The sequence below is a fragment of the Terrabacter sp. P5_B1 genome, from assembly GCF_056400505.1.
Genome location: NZ_JBFULD010000080.1, coordinates 1 through 13,592 on the forward strand (window position 1 = coordinate 1; position 13,592 = coordinate 13,592).

A 13,592-nucleotide genomic window follows, 5' to 3' on the forward strand; every position below is an offset into this window, starting at 1 on the left:
CCGAACGACCCGCCCCACCCTCAGGGGGCTCCGCCCCCCGAGTGCCCCCCGGACGACCCGCGCCGCGAGGTCGGGAGGTATTCCGCCAGCTTCGACCTGCTCTTCCGGGGTCTCGAGCTGACGACCGGCGGGCAGCGCCTGCACCRGCCGTCCGACTACGCCGCAGCGATGCAGCGGACCGGCACCGACCCCGCCCTCCTTGCCGGCTACCTCGCCGCCTTCGCTCACGGCATGCCTCCGCACGGCGGCTTCGCCATCGGCCTGGAGAGGTGGGTCGCTCGCCTGACCGGAGCCGAGAACGTCCGCGAGGTGACGCTGTTTCCGCGCGACCTGCACCGGCTCGACCCCTGAGCGAGGCCTGACAACCCCGAAGATCCACAGGCGTGTGATCGGCGTGTCGAGTTGCGCGCAACGGATTCGTTCTGTCGATTGCTTCCCCTCCAGTCACAACTGCCCCTAGTGTTGCCTCTTGCACCTGCGTGCAGTTTCGCCGGAGGGGAAGCCGTCGACGCGCGGGTGCGGACCCACTCAAGATCGGGGTAACACATGTCGAATGAGCGCCAGCTCGCCGAGGTGCGGTTTCTGACCGTCGCCGAGGTCGCCTCGATCATGCGCGTGTCGAAGATGACCGTCTACCGGCTCGTCCACGGCGGAGATCTTCCGGCCGTACGCGTCGGCCGCTCCTTCCGGGTTCCGGAGGATGCGGTGCACAAGTACCTGGAGACGTCCTACATCGACACCGCGTGACTGCAGGTCACCAAGCACCAGAGGGGGCGGCCGGGACCACCAGGTCCGACCGCCCCCTTGGGTGTGCACGAGGCGGGATGGTCCCCACGCTTTTGGGGTAGCGGCCCGTACGCGCTACGCTGTCAATCCTGTTCGGCTCGTGAAGTTCGACCTATCCTCCTTCGAGGTGTGTCGACGCAGGTCGGCACCAGCTCAGTTCGAGGACACGTCTCACGACAAGGACAACCATGGGTTCTGTCATCAAGAAGCGCCGCAAGCGGATGGCGAAGAAGAAGCACCGCAAGCTGCTGCGCAAGACGCGTCACCAGCGTCGCAACAAGAAGTGACCTGACCAGCTCAGGTACCGGCGGCATCGCCCGCACGCCTTCGACCCTCACCTCCGGTGAGGGTCGTTCGCGTGCTGGGACACGATCCCTGCGCGGCTCTGCCGGGGGGTCCGCCGCTGAGAGGCTCGACACATCCCGGGATCCGTGCCGGGCCCGGCCACGAAGGCGGCCACGCCTCGATAGGCTGCCAGTGCGGGGGAGCGAGGGCTGCTCCGCAGCGCGCGCCGGGCTGGGCGCGCACGACGCGTCCGCACCCATGTCGACAGGAGGAGCCGATGGCCAAGGTCGTCCTCGTCACAGGGGTGTCGCGCTACCTCGGCGGCCTCTACGCCCGCCGGCTGTCGACGGACCCCTCGATCGAGCGCATCCTGGGCGTCGACGTCGTTCCCCCGAAGCACTCGATCGGTCGGGCCGAGTTCGTCCGCGCCGACATCCGCAACCCGATGATCGGGCGGATCATGACGCAGGCCGAGGTCGACACGGTCGTGCACATGAACGTCATCGCCACTCCCAGGGACACCGGCGGCCGGGTGACGCAGAAGGAGATCAACGTCATCGGCACGATGCAGCTGCTCGCTGCGTGCCAGAAGTCCGAGTCGGTGAAGCGACTCGTGGTGAAGTCGTCCGCCGCGGTCTACGGCTCCTCGCCCCGCGACCCCGCCATGTTCACCGAGGACATGAACCCCAAGACCCTGCCACGCACCGGTTTCGGCAAGGACTCGGTCGAGGTCGAGGGGTACGTCCGTGGTTTCTCCCGGCGTCGGCCCGACGTGGAGATCACCATGCTGCGGCTGGCCAACGTCGTCGGCCCGAGCATCCAGACGGCCATCACCGACTACTTCTCGCTGCCGGTCGTCCCGATCCCGCTGGGGTACGACGCGCGGTTCCAGTTCATCCACGAGGACGACGCGACGTCAGCCATGATCCTGGCGACCACCGGGCCGCCCGCCGGCATCGTCAACGTCGCGGGTGACGGGTTCCTCACCGTCACGCAGTGCACGGCGATCGCACGCCGACCGGTCGTCCCCGTCCCGCTCTCGGCGGCCGGCGTCATCGGCACCATCGTCAGGCGCAGCGGCCTGGCCGACTTCTCGTCCGACCAGCTGACCTTCCTCGCCTTCGGCCGCGGTCTCGACACCGCACGGATGCGCTCGGTGCTCGACTTCGAGCCGCACTTCACGACCCGCGAGGCGTTCGAGGACTACGCCCGCCACCTTCGTCCCGCCGTGCCAGGCGCGGAGGGCGTCGGCTACGTCGTCAGCGACGCCGCAGGCGGCACCGCCGCAGCACTGTCCCGTGTCTTCGACAGGATCCAGCCGTGACCGCCGACCCCGCCAAGGCCGCCGACCCAGCCAAGGCCGCGTCCTCGAAGCCGGCCAGGCCCTCGACTGCTCCGGCGGGGCAGGGTGCGACGGAGCAGGCTGCGCCCCCGGAGACCGCCAACAAGAGCGCCCCCAAGAAGACCGCCAAGAAGACGAGTGCGGCGAAGAAGCCCTCGACGAAGAAGGCCAGGGCGAAGAAGGCCGGGTCGACGCAGGCCGCGGCCGAGAAGGCCGCGCCGAAGCCGAGGGCACCGAAGCCGAGTGCACCCAAGGCTCGACCGGCCCGCGGCGCGTTCGCGGCCGGTGCCGCACGGGCCTCAGGCGAGCGCCGCCGGCGAAGCGGCACGCCCCTCATCCCGACCGCCCCGGTCGAGCTCAGCCCGGCCCGGCGGCTGGCCGCGGACTCGGACGACACGGCGGACGAGGTCATCGTGGCAGCCGTGACGGAGGGCCCGACCGAGCCCGAGACGTCGGCGGCGATGACGCCCAAGGCCGCGGAGGCGATGCCCGAGGGGGTGACGACCGGGACCACGGGCCGCGAGCGCGAGGCCGTCGAGGTGGCGGAGCAGCCCGAGTCCGACGAGCCCGACGAGCCCGGCGACGCCCTGCCGGCTGAGCCGACTCCGGCGCGGACCCGGCCCAGCCGCGCCTCGGTGCGTTCGACGCGCCGGGCCACCACCGGCAAGCCAACCCGTCTGCGCGCCGTCCCGTCGGTCGACGCAGGCACCTCGCACGACGAGGGGCCCGGCGCTGCCGCGGCTCCACGGCATACGCCATCGCCGGCGGAGGGCGGCTGGGAGCACGCGCTGACCTCGGGCCTGCAGTCGCGCGCCGAGAAGCTCGTCGGTGCGGTGCTCGAGGGCGCCGAGCTCTCCTCGGAGTCCCGACCCGGCCCGACCGAGCTCGTGGAGCTCGCCGTCAACGTGCTGCGCGCCGCCGCCACCTCGGCGGGTGTGCCCGCGGAAGAGGCCGAGCGGCAGGTCGCCGAGACGCTCGCCTACGTGCGTCGCCGCCTGACCGGCGACTACGTCGTCGACGAGTTCGGGTTCGACGAGGACTACACCGTCAGCGTGCACCTGCCGCTGCTGCGCCCGCTCTACCAGAAGTGGTTCCGGGTCGAGGTGCGCGGCATCGAGAACATCCCCGACGTCGGCGGCGCCCTCGTCGTGGGCAACCACTCCGGCACGATCGCGATGGACTCGCTCATGACGCAGGTCGCCGTCTACGACGAGCACCCGCGCCACCGGCACCTGCGGATGCTCGGAGCCGACCTCGTCTTCCAGATGCCCTTCATCGGGACCATGGCCCGCCGATCCGGCACCACCCTGGCGGCCAACTCGGACGCGGAGCGGCTGCTCAGCAGCGGCGCGCTCGTCGGGGTCTGGCCCGAGGGGTTCAAGGGCGTCGGCAAACCGTTCAGCGAGCGCTACAAGCTGCAGCGCTTCGGCCGCGGGGGGTTCGTCTCGGCGGCCCTGCGCGCCGGCGTGCCCATCGTGCCGGTGTCGATCGTCGGGGCCGAGGAGATCTACCCGATCCTGGGCAACATGCCGGCGGTCGCGCGGCTGCTCGGGCTGCCCTATGCCCCGATCACCCCGACGTTCCCGCTGCTCGGGCCCCTCGGGATGGTGCCGCTGCCGAGCAAGTGGCTCATCGAGTTCGGGCCGCCGATCGAGACCACGAGCTTCGGGCCCGAGGCTGCCGATGACCCGATGCTCGTCTTCGACCTCACCGACCAGGTGCGCGAGACGATCCAGCAGACGCTCTACAGCTTGCTGATGCAGCGCAAGTCCGTCTTCCTCTGAGACCTCCGCCGAGGCGGCGCGACGCAGCAGCGATCCCTGGGCTCGATCCCTGGGCCAGGGCAGGCCAGGCGTCAGGCACGCCCGGGGTCAGGGCAGGCCCGGGGTCGGCAGGATCGTGGTCGGCGGGATCGTGGTGGGCAGCACCTTGGTCGGCAACAGGGGGACGCCGAGCGTGACCGACGGCAGCGGGATCGTCGCGCCGGGGAGCGTGACCCCACCGCCGCCGATCCCGATGGTCGAGGACGTGACACCGACGTGCGGAAGGCTCACCGTCGCGCCGGGCAGGGTGACCCCGCCGCCGCCGACACCGACCGACGAGCTGCCCACGCCGACGCCCGGGAGGTTGACGGTGCCGCCGCCGGGCAGCGGCAGGCCGGTGACGGCCGGTGCTGGTGCGCCCGGCAGCGGTGGAGCCGACTGCGTGGGTCGCGTGGGCGTGACGCCGCCGGCCTTGGACGGCAGGGCGGCCGGGGCGGATGTGCCGCTGCCCGGGCTGCCGGGCGGGCCCGTTCCGGTCAGAGCCGTGAGCGTCTGCCTGGCCGAGGTGGCGCGCTCGCCACACGCGGCACAGGTCGCGAGCTCCCGCAGCGTCGCGACGTCTCCGGCGCCGAGCAGGTCGCGCAGGCGCTGCCATGCCGGCAGCGACGCCGCCGGCACGCGCGGCCGCATCGCGTCGACCTGCGGGATGGCCCGCGCGTAGAAGTCCGACAGCTCCGTCAGGGCCTCCGTGCGCTGCTCCGTCCGGTAGACCTCCAGGAGGATCGTCTGGGCGCGGCTCGTGGCGTCGGTCGCGGCGTCATAGGCCGTGTCGAGGTCGTGCGTCGAGGGGTGGCCGCCGTCGATGAGGTCGCGCGCCTCGGCGATGTGCTCCTGTGCCTGGGCGAGGTAGGTCAGGCCCTGGTCGTAGCGCGAGCCCGCGAGCTGGACCGCGACGCGGTCGAGCAGCTGCTTGACGCCGTAGAGCGCGTCGCCGGGCACCGCCGAGCGGGATGCGAACCCGAGTGCCCCACCGATGACGAGGATGCTGGCGGCAGCGGCCGCGATCATCTTCAGGGGTCTGGCCGCCACCCGCAGCACCGACACGGTGCCACCGGTTCCCGGCCTGCCGCCCTCGGCGGGAAGGGCCGGGACCACGGGCGCGGCTTCGGCCGCGTCGTCGACGAGCAGTCGGGCCCGCAGATCGGAGACGAACTCGGCGCGCGGGGCGAGGCCCGCCTGCTCGACCGACTGGACGGCGTGGACCACCGCGACGAGCTCGAGGATGCCGGGCTCGGACACCGGCTCGCCGTCGAGCGCGAGTTGGAGGAGCTCGCCGTCGGCTTTCGGCCCCAGGTCCATGTCCCCTCCTTCGCCTCTCGCTGCTCTCGCGTGTCTCGTGTCTGTCGTCGTGCCCGGCTTGGTGGTGGTCAGTCGTGGATGCTGCTGGCGCATCGTCCCCGTCAGGGCGGGAATGGTCTCCCCTCCCGACGCGACGGCCTGTGCGGGCGCGTCGCGGCACGGCATGCGAAGCGGCATACGGCGAGGGGTGGGGCGTGCGGGCCGAGCGTCGGGTCGGGCACACACGCGCCGCCCCTGCACCGTGAGAACGACGGGGGTGCCGGTCGGGTTACGCACGYCACAGCTCGACCCCGTCCAGCGCTTTGCGCAGGGCGCGCGTCGCCCGCAGCTGCAGCTGCTTGACGGCTCCCTCGGACTTGCCGAGCACCTTCGCCGTGTCGGCGAGGCTGAGCCCCTGCAGGARGCGGAGGGTGACGCACTCGGCCTGGTCGGGGCYGAGATCCCGGATCGCAGAGACGAGCCGCTCGTCACGCAGCCGCGTCAGCACCTCGGTGTCGGGGGAGTCGACCCGCTCGTCGGCGTCCCGCATGTCCGCGGTCGCGACCTCGAAGCGGAACTTCGCCGACTTCACGTGGTCGGCGATGAGGTTGCGCGCGATGGTGACGAACCAGGCCGCGATGTCCTTGCCCTGCCACGTGAACGAGTCGATGCGGCGCATTGCCCGCAGGAAGGTCTCGGACGTGAGGTCCTCGGCGAGCGCGCGGTTGGCGACGCGGACGAGGACGTAGCGGAAGACGGTGTCGACATAGACGTCGTAGAGCAGCGCGAACGCCTCCCGGTCCCCGCCCTGCGCCAGCTCCACGAGGGCGGCGATGCGGGCCTGCTCGTCCGCGTCGCGCTCGACGTGGCGGTGAGGGGCGCGGGACCCGAGCGGCCCCGATGCGGGGCGGGTGAGCTCGGCGCGGTCGGCGCCCTCGTTGGCCAGGACCGCCCAGACGGCGTCGAAGGCCGACCGCCAGGTGGGCAGGACCGGCAGCTGTCCGAGTGCGGGGATCTCGAGCGCGGGGATGGCGGTCGCGAGCGTCGGCGCGGCCCTGCGGACAGGCGTCAGCGGCACTCGCGCCGGGGTCGTCCCCGACGCGGTGACAGGTGGGCGCCGACGCCCTGGTGTCCTGTTCGCGTGCATCGTGCACAGTCTGTCTCACTATGCCCCCGGACGGGACCCCCCAAGCGGCGTCCCGTCGTGCACGAAACGCACCGGTCGAAGTCGGCGTGCCTACAGTGGTGCCATGTCGAGCGACCAACCCGCCGGGGCTTCCCTGACGCCCCCGGCACCTCGCATCGTCCTGCTCGGACGTCCCGGCTGCCACCTGTGCGACGAGGCACGCACCGTCGTCGAGCGTGTGGCCGGCGAGCTGGGCGTGACCTGGCAGGAGCAGTCCGTCGAGGACGACCCCGAGCTGCTGCGGCGCTATGCCGAGCAGATCCCCGTGACGTTCGTCGACGGGCGCCGACACGACTTCTGGCGGGTCGACGAGACGCGCCTGCGCGCCGCCTTGCAGTGACCTGCCTCATCGGCGCGTCCCATGCCGTGGTAGGCCGCCGAAGTCAACTTTGTGCATGGGTTCACAAACGTCTAGCCTGAACGGGTCCCCACGTGCTCCGCGTTCGGGACAACGCCTCGTTCGAGAGGAGCCGGTGAGCAAGAGTGACCGCCGACCCAGCACTGCGTCGAGAGATCCCCGACGCAACCGTCGCGCGGCTTCCCGAGTACCTCCGAACGCTCTCCCGCCTCGCTGAGGACGGCGTCCTCTCGGTCTCGTCCGAGGAGCTCGCGGCCGAAGTGGGAGTGCGCTCCGCGCAGCTGCGCAAGGACCTCAGCCACCTCGGCTCCTACGGCGTACGCGGCGTGGGCTACGACGTCGAGACGCTCGCGCTCGAGATCTCACGCGCCCTCGGCCTGACCGAGGACTGGCCCGTGGCCATCGTCGGCATGGGCAACCTCGGACACGCGCTCGCCTCCTACTCCGGTTTCGTCACGAAGGGCTTCCGGATCGTCGGGCTGTACGACGACGACCCCGCGCTCGCCGACGAGCGCATCGTCGGGGTGCCGATCCGCCCGCTCGCCGAGCTCACCGCGCACCACGCCGTGGACCCGATCGCCATCGGCGTCATCGCGACGCCCGCTCCCGCCGCCCAGGCCGTGTGCGACGCCCTCGTCGGCGCCGGCATCAGCTCGATCCTCAACTTCGCCCCGGCCGTGCTGTCCGTGCCGAGCGGGGTGGACGTACGCCGTGTCGACCTCTCGACGGAGCTGCAGATCCTCGCCTTCCACGCCCAGCGCAAGTCCCTCGCCTCGGGCGACCTCCAGTCGGCGGCGGTGGCCCAGTGAACCTGCTCGTCATCGGGCTGTCTCACCACACGGCACCGCTGTCGGTGCTCGAGGCGCTCTCCGAGCGTCCCGACCGAGCTGCGGCCATCGCGGCCTCGGTCCTCGGATCGGCCACGGCCACCGAGACCGTCGTGCTCTCGACGTGCAACCGCCTCGAGGTGTACGCCTCGGTGCCCGCCTTCCACCCCGCCGTCGCCGCCATCGGCGAGGCGCTCGCGATCGCGGCCGGCATCGAGGAGCCGCAGCGGACCCGTCCGGTCCCCGATCTGACGCCCGGGGCGCCGGCGGATGCGCTGGCCGCCCGTGCCGAGGCTCTCGCCGACCACCTCTACGTCCGCTACGACGACGCGGCCGTCGCCCACGCCTTCACCGTGGCCTGCGGGCTCGACTCGATGGCCGTCGGTGAGGCCCAGATCCTCGGGCAGATGCGCGACGCGCTCGCCGGGGCCCAGGGCCGCGGGCAGGTGGGGGAGTCGCTCAACGCGCTCTTCCAGGCTGCACTCCGGGTCGGCAAGCGTGCCCACGCCGAGACCGACATCGACCAGCACAGCGTCTCGCTCGTGCAGATCGCCCTCGAGGAGGCGGCCTCCGTCCTGGGACCGCTCGATGGCGTCTCGACCGCGGTGGTCGGAGCCGGGGGGATGAGTGGCTTGGCCGCCGCGACCGCCCGCCGCCACGGCGTCGAGTCGCTCACCATCGTCAACCGCACCCCCGAGCGCGCCGAGCGCCTCGCCACCGCGACCTCCGGAGTGGCCCGGTCGTGGTCCGAGCTGACCGACGTGCTCGCTGCGAGCGATCTCGTGATCACCTGCACCGGGGCGGTAGGACACGTCATCACCGCCGACCTGCTCGCCGAGAGTGCAACCCGTCGCGGGGGGTGTCCGCAGGTCGTCGTCGACCTCGCGCTCCCGCGCGACGTCGAGCCCGTGGACTCGTGGCCGGACGTCGTGCCGGGTGTCACCCTCGTGGACCTCCAGGCCCTCGGGCTCCTCCTCGAGGGCCGTGCGGACACGACCCAGGTCGTGCGGGTCCGTGAGCTCGTCACGGGCGAGGTGGCCGACTACCTGACGCGGCGCATGGAGAAGGCCGTGGCCCCGACCGTGGCCGCGCTGCGCGAGCGGGCCGCCGCCCTCGTCGCGACCGAGATGGACCGGCTCGACCAGCGGCTCCCCGGGCTCGACGAGGCGACGAGGTCCGAGGTCGGCCTCGCCGTGCACCGCATCGTGGAGAAGCTGCTCCACACGCCCACCATGCGGGTCAAGGAGTTCGCCATGGAGGGCAGCGGCGACGACTACGCCGCGGCCCTGCGTGAGCTCTTCGACCTCGAGCCCAAGGACGTCGCCAACGTGTCCACGCCCCCCAAGCGGGCCCAGCCATGAGCGCCCTGCGCCTCGGCACCCGCCGCTCGGCCCTCGCCACCACCCAGTCCCGCTGGGTGGCCGACCGCCTGCGCGAGGCCGGCCACGAGGTCGAGCTCGTCGAGATCACGACCGAGGGAGACGTGTCCGGTGAGCTGCTCACCGCCATCGGTGGCACCGGCGTCTTCGCCGCAGCCATCCGCCGTGCCCTTCTCGAGGGTCGCATCGACGTCGCCGTGCACTCGCTCAAGGACCTGCCGACGACGCCCGAGCCGGGGCTCGTCGTCGCTGCCGTCCCGGTGCGCGAGGACAGCCGCGACGTGCTCGTGGCCCGCGACGGCCTCACGCTCGGCGAGCTGCCCGCGGGTTCTGTCGTCGGCACGGGATCGCCCCGTCGCACGGCCCAGCTCGCAGCCCTCGGGCTCGGCATCCAGATCCGTCCGATCCGCGGAAACGTCGACACGAGAATCGGATTCGTCTCCTCTGGTGCGCTTGACGCCGTCGTGCTGGCCCGTGCAGGTCTCGCTCGCCTCGGACGTCTCGACGAGGCCACCGAGGTGATCGACCCCATCCAGGTGCTCCCCGCGCCTGGGCAGGGCGCCCTCGCCGTCGAGTGCCGGTCCGACCGCGACGACGTCGTCGCCGCGGTCTCGGTGCTGGACGACCCCGACACGCGCGCCTGCGTCGTCGCAGAGCGCTCCCTGCTCGCCGCGCTCGAGGCCGGGTGCACCGCGCCCGTCGGGGCGCTCGCCGAGGTCGTCGAGGGCGACGACGGCCTCGAGCTCTCGCTGCGTGCCTTCGCCGGCACGGAGGACGGCACCGCCACGCTGCGCCGCTCGCTCGTCGGTCCCTACGACGAGCCGGAGGTCCTCGGCTCGCGTCTCGCCCGAATCCTGCTGGAGGACGGCGCCGCCGACATCCAGATCGCCTCCACGTCAGCTGGACCTGCCCCAGACCACGCCCCACACCAACCGGAGCAAGTTTCGTGACTCCTTCCCGCCAGCCGTCCGAGCAGACGGACCCGACTCCCACCCACGCGACGACACCGGCGCGGGTCGCCTTCGTCGGTTCCGGCCCGGGCGACCCCGGCCTGATGACCCTGCGCGGTCGCGACCTGCTCGCGGCCGCTGACGTCGTGGTCCTCGACCGCATCGCCCGTGACGACATCGTGCTCGAGCACGCCCGGCCCGACGTCGAGATCATCGACGCCGGGCACGGCGAGCAGGGCCAGGAGCTCACCCACGCGGTGCGCGCCAAGCTCGTCGTCAAGGCGGCGAAGTCCGTGGCCCCCGGGGGTCTCGTCGTCCGTCTCATGGACGGCGACCCCGCGACCTTCAACGGCCTCGTCGAGGAGGTGCGCGCCTGCCGCAAGGCCGGCATCACCTACGACGTCGTGCCGGGAGTCTCGGCCCTCACCGCCGGGCCCACGTATGCCGGTGTCCCCCTGACGTCGAAGTCCACCGGGGCCGTCCACGTCCTCGGCGTCGAGCGAGCGGGCATCGACTACTCCGCCTACGCGGCCGACACCGACACCCTCGTGCTGCTCGGCGGCACCGAGGGCATCCGTGGCGCGCTCGCCGCACTCCGCGCCGCCGGCCGGCCCGCGGACTCGCTCGTGGCGCTGACGGCCCACGGCACCACGGTGCGCCAGTCGTCCGTCGCCACGACCCTGGGCGAGGCCGACGCCGTCTTCGCCGGCAAGGAGCCGCTCGAGGTCACGCTCGCCGTCGTGTCGCCCAACGTCGCCCTGCGTGACGAGTTCGCCTGGTTCGAGTCCAAGCCGCTCTTCGGCTGGAAGGTCCTCGTGCCGCGCACCCAGGCCCAGGCCGGCTCGATGGTCGAGCGCCTCGCCGGCTACGGCGCCACCGCAGACGTCGTGCCCACCATCTCGGTCGAGCCGCCGCGCACGCCGCAGCAGATGGAGAAGGCCGTCAAGGGCCTCGTCACCGGCCGCTACGAGTGGATCGGCTTCACGTCGGTCAACGCCGTGCGCGCCGTGCGGGAGCGCTTCGAGGAGTTCGGCCTCGACGCCCGCGCCTTCGCCGGCCTCAAGGTCGCCGCCGTCGGTGGCGTCACCGCGGCTGCCCTCCGCGAGTGGGGCATCAACCCCGACCTCGTCCCCGCGGGCGAGCAGTCGGCGGCCGGCCTGCTCGAGTCGTGGCCCGAGTTCGACGAGGCCCTCGACCCGATCAACCGGGTCCTGCTGCCCCGCGCCGACATCGCGACCGAGACCCTGGTCGCCGGTCTGCGCGACATGGGCTGGGAGGTCGACGACGTCACGGCCTACCGCACCGTCCGCGCGGCCCCGCCGGCCGCGCCGATCCGCGACGCCATCAAGGGCGGTGACTACGACGCGGTGCTCTTCACGTCGAGCTCGACGGTGCGCAACCTCGTCGGCATCGCCGGAAAGCCCCACGCCGCAACGGTCGTCGCGTGCATCGGACCCGCCACGGCCAAGACGGCGCAGGAGCACGGCCTCCGGGTCGACGTCCTCGCGCCGGAGGCCTCGGCCCTCAGCCTCGTCGACGCACTCGCAGGTCACGGCGTCGGCCTCGCCGTCGCCGCGGCGGAGGCGGGCCAGCCGGTGCAACGTCCCAGCGACAAGCGTCCCGCCTCGCGGCGCCGCGCCCGCTGAAGGGGGCGCCCCGATGATCGAGCGTCCTCGCCGCCTGCGCCAGAACCCCGTCCTGCGGTCCCTGGTGGCGGAGACCCGGCTGCACCCGCGCGACCTCGTGCTGCCCGTCTTCGTCGCCGAGGGCCTCACCGAGCCGCGGCCGATCGCGAGCATGCCGGGCGTCGAGCACCACACCCTCGAGAGCGTCGTCGAGGTGGCCCACCGCTGTGTCGCGGCCGGGTTGGGCGGGATCATGCTCTTCGGCGTTCCCCAGCACAAGGACGCCACGGGCTCGGGCGCGATCGATCCCGACGGCATCCTCAACGTCGCGCTGCGCGCGGTTCGCGCGGCCGTCGGTGACGGCCTCGTGGTCATGGCCGACACGTGCCTCGACGAGTTCACCGACCACGGTCACTGCGGCGTCATCGACGAGCGCGGACGTGTCGACAACGACGCCACCAACCTCCTCTACGCCGAGATGGCCGTCGCCCAGGCGCGGGCCGGCGCCCACGTCGTCGCCCCCTCCGGGATGATGGACGGCCAGGTCGCCGTCATCCGCGAGGCGCTCGACGCCGAGGGGCTCACCGACACGGTGATCCTCGCGTATGCCGCCAAGTACGCCTCCGCGTTCTACGGCCCCTTCCGCGACGCCGTGCAGTCGAGCCTGCAGGGCGACCGCCGCACCTACCAGCAGGACGCCGCCAACATTGTCGAGTCGCTCCGCGAGATCGACCTCGACATCGCCGAGGGCGCTGACATGGTCATGGTCAAGCCCGCGATGTCCTACCTCGACGTCGTCGCGGCCGCTGCCGAGCGCTCGTCGGTGCCGGTCGCGGCATACCAGGTGTCAGGGGAGTACTCCATGATCCAGGCGGCGGCCGCGAACGGCTGGATCGACCTGCGAACGGCGGCGATCGAGTCGCTGACGTCGATCCGCCGGGCCGGTGCCCGGATCGTGCTCACCTACTTTGCTCTCGACGTGCCCGAGTGGACCGCGTGACAGCACTACCATCTGTGGAGTCACAGGAGGTCGACATGTCAGGTGCAGGGGACGACGGCGTGCGGTGGCTGAGCCACTCCGAGCAGACCTCGTGGCGCGCCGTCCTGCGTGGGACGCGGCTGCTCGAGCGCGCGCTCGACGACGCGCTCGGTGACGCGGGCCTGCAGCTGAGCGAGTACGAGATCATCTCGATGCTCTCCGAGAGTCCCCACCACCGGTTGCGGATGTCCGAGCTCGCCTCCATGGTCGTCCAGTCGCGCAGTCGTCTGACGCACACCGCCAAGCGCCTCGAGGACCGAGGCTGGGTCACGCGCGAGCAGTGCTCGGACGACAAGCGCGGGGTCGAGCTCGTCCTCACGCGTGGCGGCCTGGCCGCAGTCCGGGACATCGCCCGGGTCCACGTGCAGAGCGTGCGCGACAACCTCGTCGACATCATGACCCCGGCACAGTTCACGGCGATCGGCGATGCCATGGCGATCGTGCGGGACCACCTCGACCCCAACGGGAGCACCGACCGCTGACGACCCGGCGGGAGGCGCCCCGAGCAGCGGTTGAGAGACTGTGGTCATGAGCTCGCAGCCCGTCCCTGTCCAGACCGCCTCCGACGCCCCCGCGTCCGCAGCGCTCCTCGCGCGTGCGAGCGAGGTGATCCCCGGTGGGGTCAACTCACCGGTGCGCGCCTTCCGTGCCGTCGGCGGCACGCCGCGCTTCATGGCGAGCGGGGCGGGCCCGTGGCTCACCGACGCGGACGGC

Annotated in this window: 14 protein-coding genes and 1 pseudogene; 13 read left to right on the forward strand and 2 right to left on the reverse strand. The window is 72.3% G+C overall.

Translation table 11 applies throughout. The features are described from left to right. From AC1DP0_RS08060 to AC1DP0_RS08080, 5 genes are all read left to right on the forward strand, one after another. The coding region (locus AC1DP0_RS08060) for an amino acid--tRNA ligase-related protein (RefSeq protein WP_478083505.1) at positions 1-351 on the forward strand (351 nt) is incomplete at its 5' end. A gap of 195 nt (positions 352-546) precedes the next feature. Beyond that, complete coding sequence (locus AC1DP0_RS08065) at positions 547-747, forward strand: helix-turn-helix domain-containing protein (protein WP_147068502.1); 201 nt, start codon at positions 547-549, stop codon at positions 745-747. A gap of 227 nt (positions 748-974) precedes the next feature. Next, on the forward strand, positions 975-1,073 hold the full coding sequence (locus AC1DP0_RS08070) for a 30S ribosomal protein bS22 (RefSeq protein WP_003792170.1): 99 nt from the start codon (positions 975-977) through the stop codon (positions 1,071-1,073). Positions 1,074-1,348: 275 nt separating this feature from the next. Beyond that, positions 1,349-2,395, forward strand: coding sequence for an SDR family oxidoreductase (locus AC1DP0_RS08075; RefSeq protein WP_478083506.1), 1,047 nt, complete (start codon positions 1,349-1,351; stop codon positions 2,393-2,395). Further along, entirely contained in the window at positions 2,392-4,197 is a 1,806-nt protein-coding gene (locus AC1DP0_RS08080; RefSeq protein WP_478083507.1) for a lysophospholipid acyltransferase family protein, read from the forward strand. Before AC1DP0_RS08075 ends, AC1DP0_RS08080 begins: the two co-directional genes overlap by 4 nt. Before the next feature lie 87 nt (positions 4,198-4,284). On the opposite strand, the gene AC1DP0_RS08085 is transcribed toward AC1DP0_RS08080, so the two are convergent. Both AC1DP0_RS08085 and AC1DP0_RS08090 read right to left on the reverse strand, forming a co-directional pair. Next, a complete protein-coding gene (locus AC1DP0_RS08085) occupies positions 4,285-5,535 on the reverse strand; it encodes a DUF5667 domain-containing protein (RefSeq protein ID WP_478083508.1) in 1,251 nt (416 codons plus the stop codon). Positions 5,536-5,803: 268 nt separating this feature from the next. Continuing rightward, positions 5,804-6,592: an RNA polymerase sigma factor gene (locus AC1DP0_RS08090; protein ID WP_478083510.1), complete on the reverse strand. Its 789-nt coding sequence runs from the start codon at positions 6,590-6,592 to the stop codon at positions 5,804-5,806. Between the two features lie 172 nt (positions 6,593-6,764). On the opposite strand from AC1DP0_RS08090, the gene AC1DP0_RS08095 reads away from it, so the two are divergent. From AC1DP0_RS08095 to AC1DP0_RS08130, 8 genes and pseudogenes are all read left to right on the forward strand, one after another. After that, positions 6,765-7,040 carry a glutaredoxin family protein gene (locus tag AC1DP0_RS08095; RefSeq protein WP_478083513.1) on the forward strand — a complete coding sequence of 92 codons (276 nt, stop codon included), beginning with the start codon at positions 6,765-6,767 and terminating at the stop codon, positions 7,038-7,040. A gap of 143 nt (positions 7,041-7,183) precedes the next feature. Next, positions 7,184-7,867, forward strand: coding sequence for a redox-sensing transcriptional repressor Rex (locus AC1DP0_RS08100; RefSeq protein WP_478083514.1), 684 nt, complete (start codon positions 7,184-7,186; stop codon positions 7,865-7,867). Next, the gene (gene hemA / locus AC1DP0_RS08105; RefSeq protein ID WP_478083515.1) at positions 7,864-9,246 is read left to right on the forward strand and encodes a glutamyl-tRNA reductase; all 1,383 of its coding nucleotides are present in this window, start codon (positions 7,864-7,866) and stop codon (positions 9,244-9,246) included. Before AC1DP0_RS08100 ends, hemA begins: the two co-directional genes overlap by 4 nt. Beyond that, the gene (hemC, locus tag AC1DP0_RS08110) at positions 9,243-10,214 is read left to right on the forward strand and encodes a hydroxymethylbilane synthase (protein ID WP_478083516.1); all 972 of its coding nucleotides are present in this window, start codon (positions 9,243-9,245) and stop codon (positions 10,212-10,214) included. The genes hemA and hemC overlap by 4 nt, the downstream gene beginning before the upstream one ends. Further along, positions 10,211-11,860, forward strand: coding sequence for a bifunctional uroporphyrinogen-III C-methyltransferase/uroporphyrinogen-III synthase (locus AC1DP0_RS08115; protein WP_478083518.1), 1,650 nt, complete (start codon positions 10,211-10,213; stop codon positions 11,858-11,860). Before hemC ends, AC1DP0_RS08115 begins: the two co-directional genes overlap by 4 nt. A gap of 13 nt (positions 11,861-11,873) precedes the next feature. Then, positions 11,874-12,839 (forward strand): porphobilinogen synthase, encoded by a 966-nt coding sequence (gene hemB / locus AC1DP0_RS08120; protein ID WP_478083519.1) that lies wholly within the window; start codon positions 11,874-11,876, stop codon positions 12,837-12,839. Between the two features lie 35 nt (positions 12,840-12,874). Then, complete coding sequence (locus AC1DP0_RS08125) at positions 12,875-13,360, forward strand: MarR family winged helix-turn-helix transcriptional regulator (protein ID WP_478083521.1); 486 nt, start codon at positions 12,875-12,877, stop codon at positions 13,358-13,360. A 46-nt stretch (positions 13,361-13,406) separates the two neighbouring features. Then, positions 13,407-13,592 (forward strand): annotated as a pseudogene (locus AC1DP0_RS08130) (glutamate-1-semialdehyde 2,1-aminomutase); the annotation flags it as partial.

What these genes read in the sequence shown, in the direction of transcription:
- AC1DP0_RS08095 (WP_478083513.1), top strand. Translation starts at nt 6,765, where the DNA reads ATGTCGAGCGACCAACCCGCCGGGGCTTCCCTGACGCCCCCGGCACCT.
- hemC (WP_478083516.1), top strand. Translation starts at nt 9,243, where the DNA reads ATGAGCGCCCTGCGCCTCGGCACCCGCCGCTCGGCCCTCGCCACCACC.
- AC1DP0_RS08065 (WP_147068502.1), top strand. Translation starts at nt 547, where the DNA reads ATGTCGAATGAGCGCCAGCTCGCCGAGGTGCGGTTTCTGACCGTCGCC.
- AC1DP0_RS08125 (WP_478083521.1), top strand. Translation starts at nt 12,875, where the DNA reads ATGTCAGGTGCAGGGGACGACGGCGTGCGGTGGCTGAGCCACTCCGAG.
- AC1DP0_RS08085 (WP_478083508.1), bottom strand. Translation starts at nt 5,535, where the DNA reads ATGGACCTGGGGCCGAAAGCCGACGGCGAGCTCCTCCAACTCGCGCTC.
- hemB (WP_478083519.1), top strand. Translation starts at nt 11,874, where the DNA reads ATGATCGAGCGTCCTCGCCGCCTGCGCCAGAACCCCGTCCTGCGGTCC.
- AC1DP0_RS08075 (WP_478083506.1), top strand. Translation starts at nt 1,349, where the DNA reads ATGGCCAAGGTCGTCCTCGTCACAGGGGTGTCGCGCTACCTCGGCGGC.
- AC1DP0_RS08070 (WP_003792170.1), top strand. Translation starts at nt 975, where the DNA reads ATGGGTTCTGTCATCAAGAAGCGCCGCAAGCGGATGGCGAAGAAGAAG.